Origin of the sequence: Desulfurococcus amylolyticus Z-533, assembly GCF_000513855.1 — an archaeon.
GTDB classification, from domain to species: domain Archaea; phylum Thermoproteota; class Thermoprotei_A; order Sulfolobales; family Desulfurococcaceae; genus Desulfurococcus; species Desulfurococcus amylolyticus.
In genome coordinates, this window is sequence record NZ_KI911318.1 from 1,242,217 (window position 1) to 1,266,744 (window position 24,528).

The following is a 24,528-nucleotide window of genomic DNA, read 5'->3' on the forward strand; positions in this document are numbered from 1 at the left end:
CCTAGATTAATCCCAGCTGTGAAGCAACCTCACTAGCCTTATACTCTGGGGCTAGTTTAACATATGCCTTCTTCTCCCCTCTCGGGGTAATGAGCGTCCTGACATCCTCGACCTTGACGTTAAATAATTCCTCGACAGCCCTCTTAATCTCGGTCTTGCTTGCATCTATATCTACAATGAATGTCAAAGTGTTCTGTTTATCGATGAGCGTTAAAGCTTTCTCGCTTTGGAGAGGCCTAATAATGACCTTGTATAGTCTATCCATACTCATAGCGGTCTCACCCTATATTTTGAAGCAAGCTCGTTAAGAGCCTTCATAGATATAACCGTTAACCTACCCGGCACACCACCTGGGGCCAGATGCAGGATGCTTAGATTCCCAGGTGTCGCTATATCTACCCCAGGAAGGTTCCTTACAGCTTTCGCAAGTGGTATACTGTAGCTTGACACAATAAATAATATACTGCGTGGCTCCACGTAGGTCCTCCCCCTCATCTTACCTCTACCAGCCCTTATACCCATGCCATCCAAGCTTCTCTCTACATCACTCCACAATCCTATCTTCTCCAGGTATTCCCTAACCTGTGTAGTTTTAGAAATACTTGACTCGGCTTCATCCACTATGATCACAGGAAGCCTGCCAGGTGTAAATACATGTCCCCTCTCCCTTACTAGCTCGGGTCTCGAGGTGGCCGCAAGCGCTGAGATTATAGCCATAACTCTTTCCTTCTTATTCACCTCTTCATGTATCCTCTCATCGGGTCTCGGCGGAAACGCTGCATGTCCTTTTCTAGTGCTTACAACAAACCTTGCTGTACCATTGGGTAGCCTTGGCACCCTGGCTAAACCATATCCAACACCCCAGTATTTAGCCGTGGTTCTTTTACCAGCTAAGGGATCCCTTCCCTTCGGCTGCAGCATCGCAGTAAACGCTGATAGAAAGGCTCTTCTAATGAGGTCTCTACGTATTGGTACATTAAATAACTCCGGTAGCTCAATCTCGCCGACCACGTTGCCGTTGACACCGTATACGTTGACCTTTATTTTCTCCTTAAAGGCTAATGGAGTAATTGTCTCGAGAGTCATAACCACCACCTAAATGCCCTGCTTGCTCTCAAGGCTTAAATAAGCTATCTTAGGGCCTGAGAGAGGTAGCCATCTTAAGTTAGGTCTAATCGGGTGGCGCAGTATAAGCATTCTCTTTGCAGGCCCGAATACTGTGCCCTTAAGCATTATATATGGGCCGTAAACAAGCCCGTAGTGTAGGAAGCCCCCTTCAATAGTTATCTCCAGCCCATTCAACCCCATCTTAAGTATTCTCTTGTTATACTCGGTCCTCCTATGGAAACCCGTTTGACCGGCCTGTGGTGGCTCACTCATAGTACCGAAGCCCGGGCTCCTGGCACCAATTTTCCTACTACCCTTCCTGTGCTTATGCCATCTGGGTAGCTCCTTGACACCAAACCTCTTTACAACTCCCTGGAAACCCTTACCCTTTGTTACACCGATGACATCCACGAACTGTCCCTCCATGAAGACATCCGATGCTCTAACGTAGCCGCCTAGAATGCCTTCGGCATACTTCAATCTCTCATCTATACTGCCTCCACCGATCTTCAACTCGATTATTTCAGGCTTCTTCTTACCTATACCAGATAACACCGGTATCGTTGAAGCTATTACCCTCACATCGGCTATCTCACCGCTAAGAGCATCCCTTAACTCGCTTTCACTACTCTCGGCAACAAACTTGAAGCCATATTCACTTGATGGCTCAGGCCTAACTAGTCCATGATTCACCTTTCTTAATCCATGTAGATATTTCCTCACAACATCTTTTACACTAATTCCTATCAATGGGATACCAGCATAGAGCTCCTCGAAAGCTTTTGCAATAGCGTCGTAGGGGCTCCTCCAAGCCTCACCCTTGGTCTTCAAGTATCCCTCCTCATCAATAATGTAGGTTCTCACACCGAGCACCACTATCGGTGGAGCATCAAGTATAGTTACAGGCGTAAATACCTCCTTACCTGTCACCGGAGTGTTGGGTCTATCCTCAACTATTATAGCATGAGTCATCCCGGCCTTGTATACTGGGAACCCCAGGAGCACTGGTCTAGCTACTACACCCTGTGATGCAGCCTCGTTTCCAAGCCTCTCAACTAGTATATCAAACCATGATTTCTCAGGCCATCTCTTAACTCTGGGAGTCAGCTCTTCAGCCCTCTTCCTTGGCCTTACACCTAGACTGCCATGTCTTGGCGCATGCAGCTTCCTATGACCCATCCCTAAACACCTTCAAGGCTTCTATAGGTAAACAGGTTTTAAAAGCATAGTGTTAGATAATGTATGAGCACTTATATACGCTACTCTTTTTTCAACCAGTAATTTAGGAGTCCAAGGGTTATTATAACTGCCTCCTCGGTTCTAACGGATACAACATGCTGACCCGGTACAGTATTCCACACTGCGTCAACATACTCTAATAGGTTGAATCCTTCACCCTGTGATATCTCGAATAAATCGCGCTCAGGACTCCCGAATAACAGCATCAACTCCGTCCTCCCCTTGAGAGAGGCAAGGTTACTCAACGAGGGTGCCTCCCCAGTCTTATCTGTTGCAATTATGAATACTTTCTCACCAGCCTCATCCAGGGCCTCTCTAAGTGAGTTCCTGAATACTAGTGATGGACCAATATAGTACTCTGTATCAATACACTCAGCAAGCTTCCTCCTGGAATCGACAACTTTGACCCTTGAAAACCCCTGTTTACAGTCACCTGGATTCACTAAGCTATATTTCTCAACGTTATCCAAGTATGCGGTAAGCTTGCCCTCCTCAAGAGTAATAAACCCTATTCTCTCCTCCCCATCAACCGGTTTACCTGATACATTGAACTCTGAGAGCCTTATAGGGGGCAGAGCCCCCACGTAGCGGAGTAAGGGATTGCGTGGAACAAGCCTTCTCCTCAAGTATGGGGGTGTGAAGAAGTATCTCCAGTGAATACTTATGATCTCTCTATGCTCACGGAACTCGTCTCGAGATGTCTCATATTCACGGTAAAACACCACTCTGTTAACACCGAATATAGAGGACCAACGAGCAACCTGGTGTATCCTGAGGGACTTTAAAAACAGGGTGGGCTCCACCGAGAGGATGCTTGTAGGTAGAACGATGCTTAAACCTATCCTGGCCACTTAACCCTACCCTTTCTTCTGACTACTCTGGGACTCCCTCCTCCTTTCCTTAATCATGAAAATAGTTGTTTTCTGCCGTCCACCCATCTAAATCACCCTCTACAGTTTAAGCATTACCGAGGTTTATAATAATGCTTCACAACTATACGTTCTCAGCCATAGTGTTCACTAGTGATTATCCTTCTACGAGTCTTACGCTTGAACGCCTTAGGGGTTCCAAGTATGAGTGGTACCAGTGTCTTCTCCACTAGTTGATCGCTTATAGGGCATGCCTCCAGGTAGAACCTCCTGGTTTTATCATCCAGGTTCTTTAAAGGTATTGGCCCATTTTGTGTAAGCATGGCATTGCCTGGTGGTATCCAGAGTATGCAACTCCCACATTTAACGCATCCATATGCCCTATAAATTACCTTGAGGAGGTCTACAAGATCCTCTGTGTTCTCACTACTCATGGACGGTTTTACATGAATGCTTCTCCCCGAGACCGTTATAACCGTGTTCACTGATGAAACCCTGAACACGTCTCCCTGCTCCTCCACACTGTATCCCAGCCTACCCATATTCACCTTAACAACCTCCCTTATGCTTGGTGCCAGAACCTCCCTGTTAAACAATATCTTTAACTCATTATTCGACTCCACTATTTCAAGAGGCACTAGATTTATACTGCTCCCCAGTAATCTATTAGTATACTCCCTCCTCCAGTCCATACTATAGTTTTCAATATGTCTAGCAATCCTCCTCTTAGCCGATGCCGGTGTAAGCCATCTCCACAATCCCAGCTTCACCCATTCAGCTGGTTGACTCAGCTTAACACGCCACTCCTCCAGGATCATTCCCCATTTACCCCAGAGCTCTGGATATTCCTTCTCGACATCCTTGAACTCGGCTAGAGCGCTTGAAGGGCATAGGAAGCATCCCAGCCTATCGAATCCACGCTCGTAGAGTTTATTGTATGGTAGCCTATGCTTGAATATGTAGAGCCAGCATTCCAGCTGGCTCCACTCCTGTATAGGCGACGTTGATACTAAGTGGGGTATCCACTTATTCCTCCACACCCTCGGGCTCTTTGCCCTGTCAAGCGACTCGAAAGCCCTCTGCCCCACTATGTTTAAAGCCCCGTTAGGCCATAGAGTCCTCGTTAACCTGGCTATTGGAACCAGCTTAGCGACCTTACAGCACCAGCGATAGTCTTTACCGGGGGGACCGAAGACTGCTACAGCTCTCCAAAATATATCTCCGGCTGATGCAATATGCAGTCTCACACCATATTTCTCCGAGACTTCATACACATTCTTTATTGTCTCAGGTAGTTCAAGCCCTGTATCGTTGAAAACCATTTCAAGCTCTCCGAAAGCCTTGTATGCTAGGTCAAGCGCGACAAGGCTGTCCTTACCGCCGGAGTATGAGACTGAGACTGGGAGTCTATACTTTCCTCTAAGCCTCTTCAGGTATGAAATAGATTTCCCAGCTAAAGCCTCCAAGCCCTCTTCATTATGCTTTAACACGTCTTCGAGAGAGGCTGATTTACCACTGGTCTCCACGGGCATTGTTGTATCATGGAACGTCTTAACAACTATTAAACTATCCCCGTATACCTCCCCAAGACCCCTTATATTCCCCTTCTTGTCTGCGATGATCAATTGTCTCATACTAGTACTCGGAGCTGGCTTAACCTCCCTACCAGTGTAGATCGGCCCCTCCAGCACAGCTTTATCGACTAATCCCTCCTCGTTAGCAATGTATGCTCCGGAGTATGTCAGCCTAAATCTCCATTTCTCTCTGAATGGATCATAATATAATTGGCCGAGAACGTTTCCCGATGACACTATCTCATACATTAGGTCCCAGTGCGGGACCTTATTAAATAGCATAAAGCCGGTGTTGAAGAACCTCGTATATACTTTATCGCTCCCATACTCGTATAGTATGGCATCCCTGAGCTTCTCCAGGTCACCGGGGAAGACAGGCCTGGCGTCACCGGGCTCGCTGAGCCTTACCGCATAGTATAAATCCAACTCTTCCTGCCTAGGCCTGACAACAGGTATGTTTCTCCATGGATCCCAGTATATCTTCGCTGTTTTAGGCCAGATCCTCACCATACAGCATCACTAGACTTACCTAGATTATCATCTATCCAATCAACCTAATTTAGGTTGAGTTGAACCAGGTTGATGCATGGGGCTACTCATCATCCTTGCTGTCAATATATTTCTTAACCCGTAGGAATGTCTTCTCCCTCTCATATATCTCTCTAACTAAATCCGAGCCCCTCGAGGCATTGTTAAGTATTCTTACGGCCTCACTGGTTCCCACTCCTCTTCCAGCGAAAACCAGGAGGGCTTGCTTACCGAATTTATAAAGTATAACCGCTCTCTTGGCGAGGTCGTCTAAGAGGCGGCGTTCGCCGCCCTTTAATTCCATCCCTCTCCTCAGCTTTTCAACGATGCCTTTCTCCTCCTCTACATCTCCTTTAATAATAGTTAACGTGGCAAGGCCGCATCTGGGACATGAGTATTTACCTAACTCGAGTAACTCCCTCACCTTGCCTTGCTTGATGTACCCGCATTTAATGCATAGTAGTGTTAGCTCTCTCTCAAGGAGTCTCTCTAAGTACTGGGATATATCTATGTTTACAACATCCTTCCTAATAGGTAGCTCAATATACCCAAGTATCTCCAAGTGGTGCCTAGCTAGGTCATCGTAGACCCTGGTTTCAACACTTATACCTCCCCCGGTAATTAATGAAGCTATGCTCCGAGCCGACTCTAAGTCATAATCCTTTATAAGGACTTCCTTAAATGCCTCCTCACCTATAATGGTGTCAGCCAATGCATTAAGCATGGATTTCGTCACCCTGGTCTCCCCAGGCGTTATAGCTCCAAATCTCTGGGCAACCTGGTATATCCTCCAGTATAATGCCTGGCTATCCTTCACAACACTCCTTAGAAACGCGTTATTGTCAATGTATTTCCCCAGGTTTATGATTATCGTTTTAACAGCATTGATCAATTCAGCCGGGTATATATAGCCCTTCACCCTCACCAAGACAGCATAGGGGGAGGAGTACGATGTGAAGTCCATGATGGGGAATCTCTGTCTAAGCAGGTACGTGATGACGTCACGTATTAAACTATTCACCTTGCTTCCAGCATTAATATTTATGATGAGGAGATTCATTTTCTCCACGTAGTCGACATATATCCTGCTATACCCGCTCAATTCCTCGGCGAGGCCCCAAGATATCTCCACATTAGTCTCCAACAGCTTCTTAAGCTCTTCTGGGAGGCTCTTATTCTTCTTTACATAATCTATTACTTCACCGATTCTCAACGCTACACGCGTGTCAACCGGTATATTCTCGCCTTCCCAGTGTGGTATGAGCGACTCAGCGTAGTCGCCCTTTGTTTTCTCAACATAGAGATGCCCTTTTTCATCATCGAATCCTATTACCCTCCATGCCTCCCCTGCTAGAATGATCACGTCATCCGGCCTAAGCCTCAGTATAACGTATTCCTCGTTTAGGGAGCCTATGGTCTTACCTGTTGAAACCTCTACAACATGGATGTCCCTTGTAGAAGGGATCATCGATGTCCTATAGACATAAAGCCTGGTCTTTCTAGTGGGCTTAAGTAATCCTCCATCATCCCTTAAGACGTGCGCGTAGACCATGTACTCGATTAGCCCATTGTATTCCTCGGGGGATAGATCACGGTATAGAGCATGTCTCACCAATCTATCATATAGTTCATCCCTGTTGACGCCACTAGGATTCAAGAGGACTAGTAGTGCTATGGCGTATGCTAGGACATCAAGCGGTTTAAATATCACCTCTTCCCTCTCCACTTTACTTCTCAAAGCCTCGTCAACGAGGATCAGGGATTCCAATAGGTGTAGTAGATTGCTCGTGCTCAACACTACACCACGACTAATGCCTTTAAGCCTGTGCCCGCTTCTCCCAATCCTTTGAATAAGCCTCGAGGACTGTCTAGGTGATAAATACTGGATAACGAAGTCGATGTGCCCGATATCTATACCGAGCTCCATGCTCGATGTAGCAACCAATATATTCAATTCTCCTTGTTTAAATCCAGCCTCAACCTCCTCCCTGTGACTACGGGATAAGCTACCATGATGCACGCCCACCTTTAGGTCTAAACCATGCTTCCCGATGAGTTTCCTCAGTAGGGAACCAAGCATTTCCGCAAGCGAGCGCGTGTTCGTGAAAACCAGTACCCCATTATACCTTCTCCCAGCATCCAGTATATAGGATAACCTAGGGTCAACGGAGTCGTCACCCAGTAGACTCAGCGAGCTGGGTTTACCGGGTATTACAACCTTTACATCCATCTTCTTAACGTATTCATCCCCGATGACCTCTACATCTTCACCCGTAGGGGTCAACAGTTTAAGGTACTCACTAGGGTTGGAGAGGGTTGCAGATAGCGCTATCCTTAATGGTTTAAAACCATGGTACTCCCAGAGTAGGTATAGCATCGTCAGGAATAATAGTCCACGCTTACTCCTCACCATTTCATGGAATTCATCGATTATCAAGTACCTTGTGTTAGCGATGTAATGACGGAGCTTCTCGTTGACAATTATGTACGCGAACGACTCGGGCGTGGTGATTAATACATGGGGCGGGTTATCAGCTAGCTCCCTGCGCGCTCTCTCAGGCGTATCGCCATGCCTTACTGCGACGCTAAGCCCGAAGCAGGATGCAATCTTCTTGATTCTCCTCTCAATATCCCTGTTTAAAGCCCTTAGGGGGGTAATGTAGATTGCCGCGATGGGTTTCAATCTTTCAATTCTAACCCTGTAGAAAACCGGTATCACAGCAGCCTCTGTTTTACCACTACCGGTTGGAGCCAGTATTAACACTGACCTGCCTTCTCCAGCCACCTTGTCAAAAGCTTTTTTCTGAAGCTCTGTGAAACTCTTGTATCCCAGCTTCCTGATGCATTCTACAATACCGCTCATGGCTACTCAGCTACCCGTTTTAATCTAAGAGCTTTAAATCAGTTTAAACGCTCAGGAAACATCATATCGAGGTTTAGGGCTCCCAGTTGCAATTATATTATCAATAATCTTAATTTAAAATCTAGATAAAAACATTTTCTAAACAAGAGAGGGGTGTAAGTCATGCTTTTATTTAATGAAAACGAGACGGAATACGAGGAAGACGTTGCCCTAGAAGAAGAGATGATTGAGGAAGAATACGAGGAAGAAGAAAAGGAGGTACAAATAGAGCAGTTGAAGCTATTACTAGATGTCACGAAAACATGGCGTAGGATACTGAAGGGGGAGGCGAGCATAGAGGAGCTGGCCAAAATAATCCCGACTCAATCATCCCATGGTAAACATGAGAACATCCCTAAGACCTCAAAGGAGACTACTGGGAAGAAGGCTAAGAAGAAGGGTGGCGGGAAGAAGAGAAAGACAAGTAAAAGCAAGAGGAAGAAAAGCAGGAAGGAGAGGAAAAAGTAACTTACAACTGAAAGCCCCGCTCTTTAGGGTTGAGAGAAGATTAGATCCTCTGCTCCTCAATGACAACCTCGGTAAAGCCCATCTTTTTAAGTATGAAGACGAGTTCATCGATATTAATTCTTCTATCGAAAACTATCTCAACCATCTCCCTAGCACCATCCATAAACAACCTGATCCTATGCACTACGACCCGGCCCCTCAGTGCATCCCCCGGATCCTTTGGTACATTAATGTATTCCTCGAACTTCCTCCTAGAGTAACCCAGGTACTCAGTGAAATTTCTCACTATCCTAATCGCCTCCTCTAGATCCCTCGACTTCTTTAAGACTGCATACTCCGTGAGCAACCGTAGAGCCTCTTCCTTATCCAGCACTATCCGAGGGCTTTTAGCTAGGTCGATTAAAATCTTCAACACAGTTGAAACCACCTTAAACCAGCTAGAATAACGTATTTTACGTCATCATTATAATATTTTCATAAGCTATTATTAAACTCAGGGGTGCCAGCATTGACGATATATTGGGAGAGATGTGATGTATGCGGCTACTACAGACCTGTTAAACAATGCACTCTATTCCAGAACCTACTAGTTGATGCCATGTGCTGTATATCATGCCCGAAGAGGAGCGAGTGCCCTAGACCGGTTTGGCGTGTTGAAGCCGTTCTAGAGAAGCCTGCTCAACCAAGACTTGCCAGCCCCGAGGAGCGTAGGAGGCTGTTAATGGAGCTACTTGGTAAATTAAGCAGTGAGAGCAGGACGCCCTCAGCCTAGATAACCCCTCTAACCAGCTAGCCTACTCTTGGGACAACCCAGTATATTAGTTGGCCTCCCCCAGCTAGCTCATACTCTACTTTCACTGGTTTATCCGTGTCAAAGGATATAGTCACCTGCTTAGATGCCGAAGCCGGTTTGACTGTTACAGCTAGCAGGTCAATACTGTAGACCGCCCTTGCTTTCTCAACCGATGAATACACGTATAGGAGTGGCGATCCCTCTGTGAATACGCCTACATACTCCTTCTGTTGCTCCGAGGAGGATATCTTTAGCTTGTTTTCCTCATAAGCGAATATTGCTTCCTCACCGATGGTTTTCAAGTCCCCGATTATATTCATATAGTCTTCAGCCATCATTTTAACGACTACCCCCAGCTCAATGTTTAATTCTGGAACCGGCTCCGGTGTTCTCGGCAGTAGCTCTAGCTGGAAAACCCTTTCAAGCCCTGTTTTCCTATCCCTAAACACCATATTCAACACATTGCCAGCCCTGTCAAGCTCCATAACTAATACATCGTTTCTTGTCCCACGCCTCATTATCTTGTTTAAATCCGTTGATGCGACAATAAAGGACTCCTCCCCTTCAACACTATATTCCTCGAAGCTCATGGCAGGTATTCTAACTATGCTAAGCATCGATTTATCAGGACTTAATACCCTGACCTCTAATCCTTCCTGTGTCACGTAGATTGGTGCCTCATCAGTGATTTTCGCGATAGCCTGTGTGATATATTTCATCTTTGATGCGTTAGGGTAGACGGCTTTAAACAATTGACCCACCCCTGATAACTAATTTTATACGTGGATTAAAATATATTCATCCATAAGGGATCAATATAGATAGGTAGTCATAACCGTTGAATTTATTAGCCCAAAATATGTATTGTATCGATCGGTATATAGGTGTATAGAATGCTATATGAGATATTATTCTATGGGAGAGGAGGGCAAGGAGCTGTAACAGCAGCCAATATACTAGTAGAGGCAGCAATGTTCGAGGGTAAACACGGCCAGGGATTCCCATTCTTCGGCGCTGAGAGAAGAGGCGCCCCTGTAACAGCGTTCGCCAGGTTAAGCGATAAGCCGATACTTAGACACGGAATGTTTAATGAGGCCGACGTGATCATCGTGCTGGATCCTGGGCTACTGGATCTAGGTGTCGTTAAGAGGAGTTTACTAAGAGAGAACGGTATAGTTGTAGTGAACACTGAGAAGGATAAGGTGCTGCCGGAAAGCATTAACCACCGTGGCAGGGCAAGAATATACAGGGTTGATGCCACGAAGATAGCTAGAGACCTAGGGCTAGTTATCGCTGGATGGCCTGTAGTCAACACGAGCATGCTGGGCGCCTTCGTGAAAGCTACAGGGCTGCTCACAATTGAAAGCGTTAAGAAAGCGATTATGAATTATTTTGAAGGTGGCAAGGCTGGCGAGCTCAACATGAGAGCCGCCGAGCGTGCTTACCATGAGACCAAACTAATTCTCGAGGTGTAGGCTATGAGTATACGTGTAACACCACCTAAAACCGGGCAACCACCTCTAACAAGGCCTGACATAGGAGTCGCTGGTAAAACAGGGTTCTGGAGGACATCCAAGCCTATAGTAGACCAATCCAAGTGCACCCGATGCTATCAGTGTGAGATATTCTGCCCAGTGAACGTTATAAGGGTTGAACCCGAAACCGGTGTAAAAATAGACTATGACTACTGCAAGGGATGTGGGGTATGCGCCGACGTATGCCCCGTTAACGCGATAAGCATGGTTGAGGAGGTGAAGTAGTGTGGGCATGAAGAAGGCTTTAACAGGTAACTACGCCGTATCATACGCGGTGAAACTGGCAAGACCGGACGTAATAGCTGCCTATCCGATAACACCTCAGACAAGCATAGTTGAGAAACTCTCGGAAATGATAGAGAACGGTGAATTGGATTCAGTGATGATCAGGGTTGAATCAGAGCATTCAGCACTAGCTGCATGCTTCGGTGCAGCCGTAGCCGGCGCCAGAGTATTCACCGCAACAAGCAGCCAGGGGCTCCTCTACATGCATGAGGTAGTACACTGGGCCTCCAGGGCCAGGATACCTATGGTTATGGCTATAGTATCCAGGACAATTAATGCCCCATGGAATATATGGCCCGACCACAGCGACTTCATGGATCAACGCGACGCAGGCTGGGTAATGAGTTACGCTATGGATAACCAGGAGGCATTAGACCTAGTGCTACAGGCCTTCAAGATCAGTGAGGACCCCTCGGTATACCTCCCAGTCATGGTTGGGCTTGAAGGCTTCATACTAGGACACACTACAATGCCTGTCGACATACCTGATGAATCAATGGTTAGAGAGTGGCTTGGTCCCCGTAGACAGGGGTACATTATCGATGGAAGTACCCCACTTGCAGTAGGCGGGCTGACAATGCCTGAGGACACGGAGAATATTTTCTATGGAATACAGGAGGCAATGAATGAGGCGAAGAAAGTGATCAAGGAGGTTACTAATGAGTACAATAAGCTATTTGGAAGAAAATATAGTGGACTTATAGAATGTTTCCACTGCAGTGATGCAAAATACATTACTATATCAATAGGTGCCTGGAGTGGTGATCTCATGGAGGCAGTGGAAAAGCTACGTAGTGAAGGATACCCCATCGGATCAATACGTATAAGATACTACCGTCCATTCCCAATGGAAGACATATGGGAGGTAATTAGAAGCAGTAAAGGAGTGCTTGTATACGATAGATCAATAAGCTTCGGCTCATATGGCCCAATATTCACGGATCTAGCAGGTGGATTACTAACCTACACAAGGAATCCCCCCTATGTATCCAACATCGTGGCAGGAATCGCCGGCGTCAATGTTACAGCCGAGGACTTCTACAAGCTTACAAAGGAGTTCATAGACGAGGTTGAAAAGAATGGCCAACCACCCGGCTTTAAATGGGTGATGATCAGGAGGTGATATATGTGTCTACAGGTAGACCCAAGCCCCCTATACCATATAATATGAGGGACGTGGTATTACCGGGAGACGCCGCCTGCCCTGGATGCCCTATACCGATGGCATGGAAGGTTCTCTCAGCTGTCTTTGGAGAAAAAATGATACTAGTTATACCGGCCTGCTGCTCCTCAGTAGTCGTGGGAACATACCCGTTTCACTCGTTGAAGACAAGTATAATACATGTCCCATTCGCCTCGGCAGCGGCTGTAGCATCCGGGACAGCTGAGGCCCTCGAGAGAAGGGGTATCCTGGATGTCCAGGTGGTGGCATGGGCAGGGGATGGTGGTACAGCTGACATAGGCATGGCTAGTTTAAGCGGTGCAGCCGAGAGGAATAACAATATATTGTACATAATGTATGATAACGAGGCTTATATGAACACTGGTATACAGAGAAGCTCGTCAACGCCGCTCGGTGCATGGACTACTACGACACCTATCAAGGGTAAAATAGAGCCCAAGAAAGACGTGGCAAAGATAATGATAGCCCATGGCGTATCATACGTTGCAACAGCAAGTATAGGGTATCCCCACGACTTCTACAATAAGTTACAGAAAGCAAAAGGGATCAGGGGATTCAAGTTCATACATCTCCATGCACCATGCCCAATAGGCTGGAGATTCGATCCAAGATATACAGTAAGAATTGCCAAGCTAGCTGTTGAAACAGGATTATGGATACTCTACGAGTATCATGATGGAAAACTCACGATATCCAGCCCGAGTAGGGCCTACATGGATCCAAGTAAGAGAAAACCTATCGAGGAATATATTAAGCTACAAGGTAGGTTCAGGAATATAACGGAAGAACTGCTAAGCGAGATAAAGAGGCAGATGGATGCAAACTGGGAGTGGATCAAGAAACATATGTAGACGTTTAGGGTTTTGTATTACTTCAATTCTGATTACTTTTAATCGCTTTCCTCTATGACTATTTACCTTGCCCTTCTTTCCGTGTAGTTTTGATAGTTTTTCCTGGTATTCTTTTGATGGATATATGATGTGCTTGCCAGTTGCCCCAACGACTTCCCCATCGAACACGTATATAGAGACAACAATACACCCTATATCTAAGTCAAGGGGGCAAGCTTCGATAAAACTATTACCGTAACCGTGAATGCCACCATAATAGCGATTAATATATGGGGTTTTAGTTTTAAGCCTACATCGCTCTCCTCATAATATCTAACCAGTCCAGCTGCCGAAAACATGCCCGGGACATCCCTTCTACGCCTACCCTTCTTACTCATGGACACCGCCTCCGAGAAATAATTAATCCCCATTGAGGGTTTTATATATTGTCAAGGGGCATGGTGTGGCTGAATGGATATAAAGAGTGCACAGGATTACATTAGGAGACAATACTATGAAAGAGACAACGCGAGAGGCGTATTCGCTACCTTTACATGGTTCACGGAGGAGGTAGGCGAGTTAGCTGAGGCACTACTACACATGGATAAATCTATGCTTGAGGAAGAACTAGCCGACGTATTTGCATGGCTTCTCAGCATAGCTAACCTGGTAAATATAGATCTAGAGGAGGCATTTAGAAAGAAGTATCTCAGCCCCGGTACTTCTTGATCGTTTTTATAATATTTACCCCTCTCTCAGGATCCTTCTCCATTATAGTACCGGTAACTATGATGTCGGCCCCGGCTCTAATCAACTCTAGTGCTGCATCAGGGGATCTAATGCCCCCGCCGACCATAGTGATCAACTCGGTGTGCTTCTTAACGATCCCTGGGAAGGCTGGTGGTATGTGGCTTTGGGCACCACTGCCAGCCTCTAGGTAGAGTAGTTTAAACCCCATCATTTCAGCTGCCAACGCATATGCTAGAACAAGCTCGGGCTTCGAGTATGGTATTGAATACACTCTGCCAATATGCCCTACAGCCGTATCAGTGTTGAAGACTATGTAGCCTGTTGGAATGGTTTCAAGACTATATTTACGTATTAAAGGGGCGGCTAGGACCTGCACCTGCATTAAGTAGTATGGCTCCATGGTATTCATTAGGACCATGAATAATACTGCATCAGCTTTAGGCGTTAAACAATTTAAATTACCTGGGAAAACCACCACGGGGAGACCGCTCTTCTTGAGTACTTCAGCTGTAGCCCCAGCCTCCTCCGGGGTTACACTAGTGCTCCCACCTATTAGAAAGGCATCGGTACCGGCACTACTGGCTATATCCATTAACTTCTCTAATTCATCGAGCCTACTTACCTTATCAGGGTCTATTAGGGTAAAGTGTAGTTTCTCTCCTCCCGCTATTTTTCCAACTATGTAATTAAACACCTTATTCTTCATCCCGCTCTTCACCGATTTCTTCACTGAGTTCCTCCAGCTCCTCTACTATCTCCTCTCCTCCTATTTCCCCCTCAGCCCCTGTCACCGGCTTAAACTCAACGCTTATCTTACCCTCCTCGAATAAATCAATGAACTTGTTGTATACATCGACGCTTTGGTATATCGAGGGCACATTATTATACTCATAGTAGAGCCCACACCTACTGCACGAGATTATGGCTTTCCTGCTGGAATCCTCCCTCCTGAATGTCACTGATAACGTGGGAGACCCGCAGTTAGGGCACTGGAAGAGCACGGGGATTCTTACCGCCTTCTTGATAATCTTTCTCTTCTTCCTTCTTCTACCCATATCACTCACCGATTAATCTAACCATTAGCTCAGTATTTATATAGTATTCTATGCAGAGTCCTCGAGAATCCCTTGGCAAACACCTCCCTGACAACCTTGATTACGTCCTGCACCTCCATCTCTATCTCCCTATACTTACCTAGTCTACGTGCTACCTCAAGCCCCAGTAAGTGTTTACAGTATGGCGTCTCCCCACGGGAGACAACTCTGATAGTGAAATCCATACAACTACAGAAAGATCCAGGTATGATCACGTAGTCTCTCTCAGGGCCGCCATAGATCCATACTTCCCTACCTCCACCCTTCACCTTTATCTTAGTGAATCTATAGGAGTAAATAAGGGATAGTATATCCTTCCTCAGACCGGGTTTATCCAGTGTGGAGTCTGCAGAGAGCCTGGATCTAGTCTCATGTAGATCCATGATCCCCACGACTTGTTACTAGGTATATAATATTTCCCAATCACTCCAGTCCTAGATACCTGGATATCGCCATAAAAAATTGTTAATACATCCTTAAGGAATATATAGTTATGGAGTATATTAGATGTTTGTGGGAGCATGAGCCTAGATGTTTCAATAGGTTTCCTAGCCACGATATTTACAATGCTACTCCTACTTTCATCCATCGTTACAATGGTTGGTGAAACTGTGTACGATATAGCAGATACACTATGGATACAGTATTCTAATTCCTCTCCAACGAGTTATGCTACAAGCACCTGCGTCAGCGGGAATTACCTCTACGTTATAGGGTATCCAGCAGTAATCGAGAAGAGGAGCGTATATAATGGTTCACTAATTAGCTCCTGGAATGGCAGTAGCTACAGCAAACCCTTACTCCTAAGTGATTGCACGGTAGCCGGGGATAAACTAATTGTTGTAGGGGTGGAAGGATCCAACTGGTATGCTGGAAGATGGATTATTCTAGGCTTCGACCTAGACTTAAACCTCATGGAAAGCTACCTCGGTAATTATAAACCACCCTCAGGGGCATTGAGTGTGACGTATGATGGACGCTACGTCTATGTATCTGGGTTCGGGAGCGATCCCGGGGGAGAGGAGTGGGTGGTTGAGAAACGAGATCCCAGTGCTCTAGGAGTAGTCTTAGCTACGTACAACGCGAATCCTAGTATCAATGGTGTAATGAGTGATTTGCCGAGAGCTATAGGGGTGAATCCTGTGACCAGGGACATATGGGTAGTTGGCTCGATGGGGTTTAATAATTCAGGTGATATGTTATTGATCGAAATCCTAAGCGCTAACCTTACGAGAATAAGCAGTATTAGCTCGACAAGTTATTACGGTGCAACCGGGATAGTATTCGATGAAGACGGGTACGCGTATATCACGCTAGGGTATAGCGGGGCCGTGTTGAAAATCGACATGTATGGAGATGTCGTTGGTAGCTTGAAACTCGATTTCTCCCCAGCGATTAAAATAGCGTATGCCAGGGAATTAATCTATGTCTTCGGAACAAATGAATTATACGGGGAAAGAAAACAATACCTCCAGGTATTGGATAAAAACCTTAACACGGTGGCTTTCAAAAGCCTGATGCAGGGTGGCTTCCTATTTATTGGTAAAGCATCCAGTGACTCCGATAGAGTGTATATCGCGGGATACGTTATAGAGCCTGAGGTAAACTCGTACTCCTGGATAATATACTCCTTTAGCACAGGGGGTAGGGCATACTATACTGTGACAGCCACGACCACGAAAACCACGACAACCACTGTGACAATCCCATCACCGACAACAGTGACAACGACTAAGACGGAATCTTATACATATACGGTCACCACCACATTAACTGAGAGGAGAACTATCTACTACCCCTTCTCCGTTCCATATGTGATAACATCAACTACAAGCATTATAGTGACAACAACTGAAACCATCACAATAAAGGGTGTTAACAACACCAGGACATACATATTACAAGAACCCATAGTTGACGTGCCGTTGGCTATATTACTGCTAGTATTAGGCTTGGCGATAGGATTCCTAACAAGGTATATAAAACCAGGGGGTTCAGGTCCCATGTAGGTTTATTTAAATTGGTTTCATCTCTTCATCCTTGTTCCCCCTGTATCCTGCTTGGGACTGCATATGGCTTAGGGGTGTTCACTGGCACACCGGAGCCCCGTACATCTTGAATTAAGGGATTCAAGGAAGAGATTCATGCATGCGATTACATTCTTCAATAAAAGAATTCAATAGCAAACCTATATGAAAGCAGAAACAGCATACCGAGGCGCAGTGGGCCCGCGGGGATTTGAACCCCGGGTCACGGGGAGTTCCGCCTCTTCAGCGGCTCGAGGTCCCGAACCCCGCATCCTAGTCCAGGCTAGACGACGGGCCCCTGGATAAAAATTACTTTATGGAAGGGTATTTAATACTATGCCACTCAACCGTTCCTTACCTTCTGGACGACTGGGCTCGTAGGCGGGGAGGTGAAGCTCGTGTTCTACAAGCCGTGTCACACCGTCTCCCTTCTCGCGATCAAGGTAGAGGTATACGAGGCCGGTGACTGGGGTGCTCTGTACAACGACTCCACGTCCGTGAACCTCTCAACGAGGGCTTGGAAGACCCTGGACACTGCTGCTCGAGTGGTCCTCCTGAGCAGGAACTCGGCGAGTAAAACCCTGTAGGGCGTCATTTCCACCCTCTAAGGGTAGTTGAACCTGTGCTCTAAACTCCATCTAACGACTCTATCCTTGACTGCCCTCAGGAGCTCTCTCGTGTCGACCTGACCACGAGCCGTCCTAGCACACCCTGCTGGTCTTCCAACACCTAAATATGCCCCGGGCGCCGTTAAGCTAACAAGGTTCCCGTGGTCTTGTGAACAGCCCCTGATCGAGTACTAAGGGCAGTAAGCATAGGCGTACGACCGGACAGGTAAATGCGACACTGGGCAGCGGCGCCACAAACAACGCTTCTGTGCCTAGGAGTCTACGAGGAGTATCCCGGTCTTAAAAACAGTATGTGAGGAGAGCCTAAGCTGTCCAAACGGCTACCGGGTAGACGTCGTTGTCCATAGCTATCTCGTCCGGTGCTACGTTGAAGCCGTACCTGAGTGTGAAGCCGGGGTTCGCGTCTATGTCGGGGCCTCCTGCGGCCAGGTAGGAGGCCCAGGCGAGCTCGCTGCAGTAGTAGCTGGCCCCGTATACCTGCTTACCGCCCGGGTACAGCAACCAGCCATAGTCGTAGGGCTTACCGAGCTGGGCCAGCACGAACTGGACTGCTCTCTCCCTCACCAAGTCGGTGGTCTTGACTCTGAACAGGCCTACTGCGAGCCTGTTGGACACGACGGTGGAGACATGGCTTATCTTGACCCCGTAGTCCGGGGTCGCCTCTACCACATACCCGTTGCCGATGTAGATCGCGACGTGGTGCCAGTAGCCCGCTATCTTCATGTACCAGGTGTCCCCCCTCACGATGATCAGGTCTCCGGGCCTCGCGATAGCTAGGAACGTGTCTAGCGGGACGGTCACGTAGCCTCCGCCGGTGGAGAGCGCCTCAACCCTAACCGGTAACAGTAGTAGCGACACAGCGAGCAAAGCTAGTACAGGGACGCTAATACGTCTCATGTCAACCCCTACATATTTATACTTATATAGTTCACATGTATAAAAACTTATACAAACCACGACAAAGAGGGCGTAGGCTAGCCCAGCGGCACTCGCCTGGTCCCACCCTCGTCCTGGTCAACTCTCGCTTATCCCAGTCCACCTCCACGTAATGGGTCCGAAGAAGATTATGGCCTGTCTCCCTCCTTATCCTGGACGACAAGCCTCTTAGGTGAGATGATTCACCTCCCGTATATAACGAGAGATAGGCTAGATAGGGGCGGTCTCGGGTCTAGAGCGGTAGAAGATGACGTAAGCTACTTCCTCCTAGGGATGGGCTGTGTGGTGAGCAGGTTTAGAGGGCGGCAGAAGGGGTGCCGGACGACCCAACCACGCTTACCTTGTCTACGGGACGTTGTGGTTTAATTCACGTGTACCCCATGGAGGTGGGGGGCTCTAGCCCCAGGCTAGCTGACGTACTCGTATATCCTGTCTACTAGCTCCTGCACCTCGGGCATCTTTCTGCTCCTAGGCCTCTTGATGTCCACCCTAACGTCTCTTACTATTTTCGCGGGCCTCGGCGACAAGACTATGATCCTGTCCGCCATTAAAACGGCCTCCTCAACGTTATGGGTGACCATTATGATCGCCTTCAAAGACAGGACGCTGGACAGCCATAGGTCGAGCACCTCGCTTCTCAGAGTCTCAGCTGTGAGAGGGTCGAGCTGGGAGAAGGGCTCGTCGAGTAAAAGGAGGTCGGGCTCGATAGCGATTGCCCGTGCTATGTTTACTCTCTGCTTCATTCCCCCGCTTAGTTCGTTGGGGTAGAAGTCCTCGAACTCGCCTAGCCCTACGAGGGTCAGGGCTCTCCTGGCCTTCTCCCTAGCCTCATTCTCCCTGGTTCCTCTGGCGAGGAGCGGTAGCGCTACGTTGGCTAGAATCGTCATCCATGGTAGGAGTGTGGGGAACTGGAAAACAAAGCCTACTCTGGGCTCGCGGCCGAGGTGGAACTCCACGGTACCGGAGTCCGGCTTCTCAACACCGGCTATGATCCTCAGGAGGGTCGACTTCCCGCAACCGCTGGGTCCTAGTATAGCAATAAACTCCTCACCGACATCGAAGCTTATGTTGTCCAGTACCAGGACCTCCCTGCCGGGCGCCTTGTACTTCTTCGTAAGCCCCCTTATACTAAGTGTGAGCTCAGTCGACAACGAACCTCGCCCCCAGCCTCGCGAATAGCCTACCCCAGATGAGCTTGTTTAGCAAGACTATCACGAGACTCATGTATAAAGCTACGAACAACACCCCGAGCGAGTTGCCTTGTGCAGCCAGCTTGTCTATGAGGCTCCCCACTCCACCGGTGTCCACCTCGAAGTCTCCGAACGCGATGTACTCTGCAGCTATAGAAGCGTTCCAAGCACCTCCCGAGGCAGAGAGTAGGCCTGTTAGTATAGAGGGGAGCATGGCTGGTATGAACACAGACTTGAAGTAGAGGAACCCTCTTATCTTGTACACGTCCGTTAGCTCGATGATGTCCCTCTTCACGTACTGGAGCCCGAAGATCATCACGTTGAAGTACACGTACCACAGGGCACCCTGGAGGTAGACGAAGAACATGACGAACCACGGGGCGACGTGCGCGACCGGCAGTAGTAGAGGCCACCAGATCATGGCTGGGATCGATGATAGAAGCTCCCCAGCCGTACACGCGGCAAGCCCCACGGCCCTTCTCCTGTGGGATAGGTATGCTAACGGGAGCGAGATCAGTAGGGAGACGAGCAGTACGACGTAGACTCTTAGCAGCGTCGGCCAGACGTTGGTCAGGAACATGTTCAAGTACTTGACCAGGCTCCCGTAGAGGAGGCCTGTGGAGAACCCTGTGGGCCTTATCTGGGGACCCAAGAGTGCTACCAAGACTAAGGCCGTGGAAGAAGGTAGCACGAGCCTCCTGGAGTATAACCAGGCTCTCAGGATAGCCTCCACGACAAGCCTCCAGAATAGTCTCGTAAGCCTCTCGAGAGCGTTGAAGACCGCCATTACACCAGGCAGTATGGTGAGCCCTGTGTACTTCACCACGGCTGGGTTCCAGAGAATTATGTAGGTCGCGAGGATAACAGTGAATAAGACGCCCATCCCAGCCGCAAAAGCCTGGGCGTCCCCCCTGTTCGATGCGTCGAATATGAAGCTCCCCAGCCCGACCAACTTGAGGGTTTGAGTGCCCATCGAGATCACCTCCGCGCTTGTGAGGAAGAACCAGCCGCCGGCCCAGGATATTAGGCTATTGGAGAGGAGAGATGTACGGGAGGCGGGGACGTACACCAAGGCTAGCTTGAGGGGGAGGGGTATCCTGTATACGCTGGCCATCAAGTCGAAGCTCGGGTCAAGGGACTTAATGGACGCGTAGACGCCAAAGATCATGTTCCAAACCAGGCTCGTCGATATCAGGACTATAGCGCTCAGCTCGCCTCCTAACCCTGGGCCCAGCCCGTAAACAAACGCGGATAATACGACGGGGAAGAAGCCCAGTATGGGTATGGACTGGAGGACGTCTAGTATGGGTAGAAGAACGGCCTCGACGACCCTGTTCCTGGCCATCGCGATGCCTGTGAACAGGGCAATCAAGAGCGATAAAAGGTAGGCCGCGAACATCCTGTAGAGGCTCAAGAGCGTGGCCACTACGAGTTCCGGGACCAAAGACGACACCCTTCCAAGTTGTCAAGTTTATTAGGATCTCGAGCGTTATATATATTAAATGCTTGGGATCCTATAGTATATTTAGGATCCCGAGCGTTTAATATATCCACCGAGGTGCCTAGAGGGGGTTGTCACAAGATACAAAGAAAATCGTGCTACCGTACAACTTGACACCAGACCACCTACTCGGCCTTGTCGAGGTCCTACATAGCCTGGGCGGGAGAGCGGACCCAATGAACCTAGGAGACTTGCTGGGCGAGAACATAGACATACTCCCCCACGTAATCGATGTTGCGGAGATCCTGGGTCTCGTCTCGATTGCCCCAAACGGTGACGTGGTTCTTACAGAACTTGGCGAGAAGATAGTGACAGGTAACATAAAGAACGTTAAGAAGTTGTTGGGGGAGAACGTTAAGAGAGTAGAGCCGCTTAGCACCCTACTCGACGTGCTCTCCAGGAGGAGGGTCATAACCTCCGACGAGTACGAGAGCGTTCTCTCACAGTACTACAATCTCCACTTGAACGACGCTAAGCGGAACATACTCCAGTGGGGCGCATTCCTCGGCCTTTTCAAGATGGATGCGAACGACGAGTACGTGTACTTGCTCCACTAGAAGTAAGGCTCTTAACCTCAACGTAACATCAACATACACTGTTGTAGATACGGAGTAAGGGTAGTTCTACTTGAGTAGCCTACGCGGGCTTACAAAAGCAGATGTCGAGGAGAGGATTAGGAAGTACGGGCTCAACGTCGTACCGGAGAAGAAGGAGAGCCTCCTCAAGCTCTTCCTGAAGAAGTTCACGGGCCTAACCCCGTACACTATTGAGGCGGCCGCCGTTATATCGTTCGTGCTGGGGAGGTACGTCGACTTCGCTGTAATGGTTGCTCTGCTACTCGTGAACGCTGTTATAGGCATTATACACGAGCACAGGGCTGAGAAGGCGGTAGAGCTCCTCAAGTCCAAGCTAAGAGTCGTTGTGAGAGCCCTGAGAGACGGGGAGTGGACTGACGTCCCCGCAGAGTACATAGTTCCAGACGACATCGTTAAGCTGAAGCTGGGAGACGTAGTCCCGGCTGACGGCGAGCTCGTCACAGGTCACCTGATCGTCGACGAGTCTGCTTTGACAGGCGAGTCCTTTCCAGTGGACAAGAACCCAGGCGATAAGGTGTACGCGGGTAGCACAGTATTGAGGGGTGAGGGGGTTGTCAGGGTCTCAGCGACAGGAGCGTCGACGAGGTACGGGAAGACGGTCGAGCTAGTCCAGGTCAGCAAACCGAGGCTGATAATAGAGGAGATAACTGCGAGCATAACAAAGGGTCTCCTGGCCGCCGACATCTTCTTCATTCTCCTAGTAGCCGTAAAGCTCATAATGAGTAGGACAAGCTTCCTAGACCTCCTCCCCTTCACGCTAACCCTCTTGATAGCCTCTATACCGATAGCGCTTCCCGCGATGACCACTATAACACTCGCGCTGGGGAGTGTTGAGCTAGCGAAGGCGGGGGTCATTGTTAGGAGGCTGGAGGCGATAGAGGCAGGCTCCATGATGGACGTGATATGCCTTGATAAAACGGGTACGATCACCGAGAACAGGATAACGGTGAGGGAGGTCGTACCCCTCTCCAGCGAGTACTCCGAGAGAGAAGTCCTACTTTACGCGTTGTTAGCGTCCGAGGAGGACAGTAAAGACCCGATCGACAGGGCCGTAATAGAGGCAGCCAAACAAAAAGGCGTCTCGAAACAAGGTGTCGAGGTGCTGGAGTTCAAGCCTTTCAGCCCGGAGACCAAGAGGACGGAGGCAATAGCGAGAGTCAACGGTGTAGAGGTGAGGGCCGTGAAGGGGGCTCCACAGGTACTCGCCGAGATGGACAAGGACCTAGACAAGTCGAGATACGAGGCGTTGATCAAGGAGATGAGCAGTAAAGGCGAGAGACCCCTGGCAGTAGGGGTCGAGAAGAGTGGCGTCTTCAAGGTCGTGGGTCTCATAGGCCTGTACGACAAGCCTAGAGACGACTCGCCGCTCTTCATCAAGGAGATCAAGGAGATGGGCGTCAAGCCCATCATGATAACTGGTGACAACGTCTACGTGGCGAAGACGATCTCGGGTGTCGTCGGTATAGGTGGGAGGGTGGTCACGCTTAAGGGGGTACCCAGAGAGGAGATACCGAGCCTCGTGGAGGACATAGACGCCTTCGCAGAGGTGATACCCGAAGAGAAGCACGACATCGTGGTCGCCCTGCAGAAGAAGGAACATGTAGTAGGCATGACGGGCGACGGCGTCAACGACGCCCCCGCACTGAAGAGGGCCGACCTCGGCGTGGCCGTGAGCAACGCCACAGACATCGCGAAGTTATCGGCGTCAGTAGTCCTCACCAAGCCCGGACTCAGGAATATAGTTGACATAATCAAGCTCGGCAGAATGGTCTACAGGAGGATCGTTGTATGGTCTCTGAACAAGGTCGTCAAGACGTTCCAGATTGTTTACTTCGTCGCGATATCCACGCTCTTCCTCGGCCTCCCCGTCCTCACACCCACTCACATGATACTCATGTTGTTCCTCTACGACTTTGTAACCCTTTCGATCAGCACAGACAGGCTGAAGCCAAGCAGGAAGCCCGAGAGGTGGAACATACGGAAGTTAGTGACCGTATCTGTGGTGCTGGGCTTCATTAAGATTCTTGAGCTGTTCCTAGCGCTCTATATCGCGCTCGACTACCTGGCCCTCCCGCTCGACCAGACCAGGACGTTCGTCTTCTACGTCCTGCTACTCTCCGGGCTCTTCAACATACTCAACTTCAGGGAGACCAACTGGTTCTGGAGTAGTAAGCCCAGCCTACCCGTGGCACTCTCGATAGTCGGGGACATAATCGTGGGGACTATACTAGTCTACCAGGGCAGGGTAATACCCGCGATACCACTACACGCTATATCGGTGGGCTTCTTGTACTCGGTTGCCGTAACGCTAATGCTGACGGACGCAGCTAAGATAATGGTGTTCAGGTTCTTCGGAGCCGTCTAGGCGGTCTCCCGCTCCCGGAGGAAGAGCCTTTTCGGGTCTCCGAGCCTGTTGATCGCGGTCAACAATGCAGACACGACCCCTTCCAGGCTCAAGTCCCTAGCCCAAACCTCTACTTCGAGACCATACC

Annotated in this window: 26 protein-coding genes and 1 tRNA gene; 11 read left to right on the plus strand and 16 right to left on the minus strand. The window is 48.6% G+C overall.

What is annotated here, in order from left to right; translation table 11 throughout:
• Position 1 precedes the first annotated feature (1 nt).
• From SPHMEL_RS06670 to SPHMEL_RS06695, 6 genes are all read right to left on the minus strand, one after another.
• Positions 2–271, minus strand: a complete 270-nt coding sequence (locus SPHMEL_RS06670; protein ID WP_198011725.1) for a 50S ribosomal protein L23 — start codon at positions 269–271, stop codon at positions 2–4.
• On the minus strand, positions 268–1,086 hold the full coding sequence (gene rpl4p / locus SPHMEL_RS06675) for a 50S ribosomal protein L4 (RefSeq protein ID WP_042667824.1): 819 nt from the start codon (positions 1,084–1,086) through the stop codon (positions 268–270). Before rpl4p ends, SPHMEL_RS06670 begins: the two co-directional genes overlap by 4 nt.
• Positions 1,087–1,095: 9 nt before the next feature.
• Positions 1,096–2,286: a 50S ribosomal protein L3 gene (locus tag SPHMEL_RS06680; protein WP_042667825.1), complete on the minus strand. Its 1,191-nt coding sequence runs from the start codon at positions 2,284–2,286 to the stop codon at positions 1,096–1,098.
• Between the two features lie 80 nt (positions 2,287–2,366).
• The gene (locus tag SPHMEL_RS06685; RefSeq protein WP_042667826.1) at positions 2,367–3,197 is read right to left on the minus strand and encodes a putative RNA uridine N3 methyltransferase; all 831 of its coding nucleotides are present in this window, start codon (positions 3,195–3,197) and stop codon (positions 2,367–2,369) included.
• 152 nt (positions 3,198–3,349) lie between these two features.
• Positions 3,350–5,299 (minus strand): phosphoadenosine phosphosulfate reductase domain-containing protein, encoded by a 1,950-nt coding sequence (locus SPHMEL_RS06690; RefSeq protein WP_042667827.1) that lies wholly within the window; start codon positions 5,297–5,299, stop codon positions 3,350–3,352.
• 82 nt (positions 5,300–5,381) lie between these two features.
• On the minus strand, positions 5,382–8,180 hold the full coding sequence (locus tag SPHMEL_RS06695; RefSeq protein WP_042667828.1) for a DEAD/DEAH box helicase: 2,799 nt from the start codon (positions 8,178–8,180) through the stop codon (positions 5,382–5,384).
• A gap of 162 nt (positions 8,181–8,342) precedes the next feature.
• On the opposite strand from SPHMEL_RS06695, the gene SPHMEL_RS06700 reads away from it, so the two are divergent.
• Positions 8,343–8,687 carry a hypothetical protein gene (locus SPHMEL_RS06700; RefSeq protein ID WP_042667829.1) on the plus strand — a complete coding sequence of 115 codons (345 nt, stop codon included), beginning with the start codon at positions 8,343–8,345 and terminating at the stop codon, positions 8,685–8,687.
• Between the two features lie 40 nt (positions 8,688–8,727).
• Here SPHMEL_RS06700 and SPHMEL_RS06705 read toward each other — a convergent pair whose 3' ends face one another.
• Positions 8,728–9,102, minus strand: coding sequence for a hypothetical protein (locus tag SPHMEL_RS06705; protein WP_051401026.1), 375 nt, complete (start codon positions 9,100–9,102; stop codon positions 8,728–8,730).
• Between the two features lie 84 nt (positions 9,103–9,186).
• On the opposite strand from SPHMEL_RS06705, the gene SPHMEL_RS06710 reads away from it, so the two are divergent.
• Positions 9,187–9,459 carry a hypothetical protein gene (locus tag SPHMEL_RS06710; RefSeq protein WP_084322175.1) on the plus strand — a complete coding sequence of 91 codons (273 nt, stop codon included), beginning with the start codon at positions 9,187–9,189 and terminating at the stop codon, positions 9,457–9,459.
• A gap of 17 nt (positions 9,460–9,476) precedes the next feature.
• On the opposite strand, the gene SPHMEL_RS06715 is transcribed toward SPHMEL_RS06710, so the two are convergent.
• Positions 9,477–10,232, minus strand: a complete 756-nt coding sequence (locus SPHMEL_RS06715) for a DNA polymerase sliding clamp (protein WP_042667832.1) — start codon at positions 10,230–10,232, stop codon at positions 9,477–9,479.
• A 141-nt stretch (positions 10,233–10,373) separates the two neighbouring features.
• On the opposite strand from SPHMEL_RS06715, the gene SPHMEL_RS06720 reads away from it, so the two are divergent.
• Genes SPHMEL_RS06720 through SPHMEL_RS06735 form a run of 4 tightly spaced genes read left to right on the plus strand, consistent with a single transcriptional unit; the run spans position 10,374 to position 13,334 of the window.
• Positions 10,374–10,955, plus strand: a complete 582-nt coding sequence (locus SPHMEL_RS06720) for a 2-oxoacid:acceptor oxidoreductase family protein (RefSeq protein WP_042667833.1) — start codon at positions 10,374–10,376, stop codon at positions 10,953–10,955.
• A 3-nt stretch (positions 10,956–10,958) separates the two neighbouring features.
• On the plus strand, positions 10,959–11,240 hold the full coding sequence (locus SPHMEL_RS06725) for a 4Fe-4S binding protein (RefSeq protein ID WP_042667834.1): 282 nt from the start codon (positions 10,959–10,961) through the stop codon (positions 11,238–11,240).
• Between the two features lies 1 nt (position 11,241).
• Entirely contained in the window at positions 11,242–12,423 is a 1,182-nt protein-coding gene (locus SPHMEL_RS06730; RefSeq protein ID WP_042667835.1) for a pyruvate ferredoxin oxidoreductase, read from the plus strand.
• Positions 12,402–13,334 (plus strand): 3-methyl-2-oxobutanoate dehydrogenase subunit beta, encoded by a 933-nt coding sequence (locus tag SPHMEL_RS06735; RefSeq protein ID WP_198011726.1) that lies wholly within the window; start codon positions 12,402–12,404, stop codon positions 13,332–13,334. The genes SPHMEL_RS06730 and SPHMEL_RS06735 overlap by 22 nt, the downstream gene beginning before the upstream one ends.
• Before the next feature lie 197 nt (positions 13,335–13,531).
• Here SPHMEL_RS06735 and SPHMEL_RS06740 read toward each other — a convergent pair whose 3' ends face one another.
• Positions 13,532–13,711: a preprotein translocase subunit Sec61beta gene (locus tag SPHMEL_RS06740; protein ID WP_042667836.1), complete on the minus strand. Its 180-nt coding sequence runs from the start codon at positions 13,709–13,711 to the stop codon at positions 13,532–13,534.
• Between the two features lie 73 nt (positions 13,712–13,784).
• On the opposite strand from SPHMEL_RS06740, the gene SPHMEL_RS06745 reads away from it, so the two are divergent.
• On the plus strand, positions 13,785–14,042 hold the full coding sequence (locus SPHMEL_RS06745) for a MazG nucleotide pyrophosphohydrolase domain-containing protein (protein ID WP_012608857.1): 258 nt from the start codon (positions 13,785–13,787) through the stop codon (positions 14,040–14,042).
• On the opposite strand, the gene SPHMEL_RS06750 is transcribed toward SPHMEL_RS06745, so the two are convergent.
• From SPHMEL_RS06750 to SPHMEL_RS06760, 3 genes are read right to left on the minus strand one after another with little or no spacing between them, the layout of a single operon-like run.
• On the minus strand, positions 14,023–14,769 hold the full coding sequence (locus SPHMEL_RS06750) for a phosphoglycerol geranylgeranyltransferase (protein WP_012608858.1): 747 nt from the start codon (positions 14,767–14,769) through the stop codon (positions 14,023–14,025). The genes SPHMEL_RS06745 and SPHMEL_RS06750 overlap by 20 nt on opposite strands.
• Positions 14,759–15,118, minus strand: a complete 360-nt coding sequence (locus SPHMEL_RS06755; RefSeq protein WP_012608859.1) for a hypothetical protein — start codon at positions 15,116–15,118, stop codon at positions 14,759–14,761. Before SPHMEL_RS06755 ends, SPHMEL_RS06750 begins: the two co-directional genes overlap by 11 nt.
• Positions 15,119–15,147: 29 nt before the next feature.
• Positions 15,148–15,540 carry a metal-binding protein gene (locus SPHMEL_RS06760; RefSeq protein ID WP_042667837.1) on the minus strand — a complete coding sequence of 131 codons (393 nt, stop codon included), beginning with the start codon at positions 15,538–15,540 and terminating at the stop codon, positions 15,148–15,150.
• Positions 15,541–15,678: 138 nt separating this feature from the next.
• Between SPHMEL_RS06760 and SPHMEL_RS06765 the strand changes: the two genes are divergently transcribed.
• Entirely contained in the window at positions 15,679–17,166 is a 1,488-nt protein-coding gene (locus SPHMEL_RS06765) for a hypothetical protein (RefSeq protein ID WP_042667838.1), read from the plus strand.
• Between the two features lie 214 nt (positions 17,167–17,380).
• Here SPHMEL_RS06765 and SPHMEL_RS06770 read toward each other — a convergent pair.
• Positions 17,381–17,482: transfer RNA gene (locus SPHMEL_RS06770), tRNA-Pro, on the minus strand.
• Positions 17,483–17,573: 91 nt separating this feature from the next.
• On the opposite strand from SPHMEL_RS06770, the gene SPHMEL_RS06775 reads away from it, so the two are divergent.
• Positions 17,574–17,771 carry a hypothetical protein gene (locus SPHMEL_RS06775; RefSeq protein WP_198011727.1) on the plus strand — a complete coding sequence of 66 codons (198 nt, stop codon included), beginning with the start codon at positions 17,574–17,576 and terminating at the stop codon, positions 17,769–17,771.
• Positions 17,772–18,116: 345 nt separating this feature from the next.
• Here the strand turns inward: SPHMEL_RS06775 and SPHMEL_RS06780 are convergent, their stop codons facing one another.
• From SPHMEL_RS06780 to SPHMEL_RS06790, 3 genes are all read right to left on the minus strand, one after another.
• On the minus strand, positions 18,117–18,710 hold the full coding sequence (locus SPHMEL_RS06780) for a YiiX/YebB-like N1pC/P60 family cysteine hydrolase (protein WP_042667840.1): 594 nt from the start codon (positions 18,708–18,710) through the stop codon (positions 18,117–18,119).
• 446 nt (positions 18,711–19,156) lie between these two features.
• Complete coding sequence (locus SPHMEL_RS06785; protein ID WP_042667841.1) at positions 19,157–19,900, minus strand: ABC transporter ATP-binding protein; 744 nt, start codon at positions 19,898–19,900, stop codon at positions 19,157–19,159.
• On the minus strand, positions 19,890–21,383 hold the full coding sequence (locus tag SPHMEL_RS06790) for an ABC transporter permease subunit (RefSeq protein WP_042667842.1): 1,494 nt from the start codon (positions 21,381–21,383) through the stop codon (positions 19,890–19,892). The genes SPHMEL_RS06785 and SPHMEL_RS06790 overlap by 11 nt, the downstream gene beginning before the upstream one ends.
• Positions 21,384–21,511: 128 nt before the next feature.
• Here SPHMEL_RS06790 and SPHMEL_RS06795 point away from each other — a divergent pair, with 128 nt between their 5' ends.
• The gene (locus SPHMEL_RS06795) at positions 21,512–21,997 is read left to right on the plus strand and encodes an AAA-associated domain-containing protein (RefSeq protein WP_232216792.1); all 486 of its coding nucleotides are present in this window, start codon (positions 21,512–21,514) and stop codon (positions 21,995–21,997) included.
• A 70-nt stretch (positions 21,998–22,067) separates the two neighbouring features.
• Complete coding sequence (locus SPHMEL_RS06800) at positions 22,068–24,401, plus strand: plasma-membrane proton-efflux P-type ATPase (protein WP_042667843.1); 2,334 nt, start codon at positions 22,068–22,070, stop codon at positions 24,399–24,401.
• Positions 24,402–24,528 lie beyond the last annotated feature (127 nt).

Coding starts and splice junctions, on each gene's coding strand:
- SPHMEL_RS06670 (WP_198011725.1), bottom strand. CDS start 271: ATGAGTATGGATAGACTATACAAGGTCATTATTAGGCCTCTCCAAAGC.
- rpl4p (WP_042667824.1), bottom strand. CDS start 1,086: ATGACTCTCGAGACAATTACTCCATTAGCCTTTAAGGAGAAAATAAAG.
- SPHMEL_RS06680 (WP_042667825.1), bottom strand. CDS start 2,286: ATGGGTCATAGGAAGCTGCATGCGCCAAGACATGGCAGTCTAGGTGTA.
- SPHMEL_RS06690 (WP_042667827.1), bottom strand. CDS start 5,299: ATGGTGAGGATCTGGCCTAAAACAGCGAAGATATACTGGGATCCATGG.
- SPHMEL_RS06695 (WP_042667828.1), bottom strand. CDS start 8,180: ATGAGCGGTATTGTAGAATGCATCAGGAAGCTGGGATACAAGAGTTTC.
- SPHMEL_RS06700 (WP_042667829.1), top strand. CDS start 8,343: ATGCTTTTATTTAATGAAAACGAGACGGAATACGAGGAAGACGTTGCC.
- SPHMEL_RS06720 (WP_042667833.1), top strand. CDS start 10,374: ATGCTATATGAGATATTATTCTATGGGAGAGGAGGGCAAGGAGCTGTA.
- SPHMEL_RS06725 (WP_042667834.1), top strand. CDS start 10,959: ATGAGTATACGTGTAACACCACCTAAAACCGGGCAACCACCTCTAACA.
- SPHMEL_RS06735 (WP_198011726.1), top strand. CDS start 12,402: ATGGGTGATGATCAGGAGGTGATATATGTGTCTACAGGTAGACCCAAG.
- SPHMEL_RS06740 (WP_042667836.1), bottom strand. CDS start 13,711: ATGAGTAAGAAGGGTAGGCGTAGAAGGGATGTCCCGGGCATGTTTTCG.
- SPHMEL_RS06745 (WP_012608857.1), top strand. CDS start 13,785: ATGGATATAAAGAGTGCACAGGATTACATTAGGAGACAATACTATGAA.
- SPHMEL_RS06750 (WP_012608858.1), bottom strand. CDS start 14,769: ATGAAGAATAAGGTGTTTAATTACATAGTTGGAAAAATAGCGGGAGGA.
- SPHMEL_RS06755 (WP_012608859.1), bottom strand. CDS start 15,118: ATGGGTAGAAGAAGGAAGAAGAGAAAGATTATCAAGAAGGCGGTAAGA.
- SPHMEL_RS06760 (WP_042667837.1), bottom strand. CDS start 15,540: ATGGATCTACATGAGACTAGATCCAGGCTCTCTGCAGACTCCACACTG.
- SPHMEL_RS06765 (WP_042667838.1), top strand. CDS start 15,679: ATGAGCCTAGATGTTTCAATAGGTTTCCTAGCCACGATATTTACAATG.
- SPHMEL_RS06780 (WP_042667840.1), bottom strand. CDS start 18,710: ATGAGACGTATTAGCGTCCCTGTACTAGCTTTGCTCGCTGTGTCGCTA.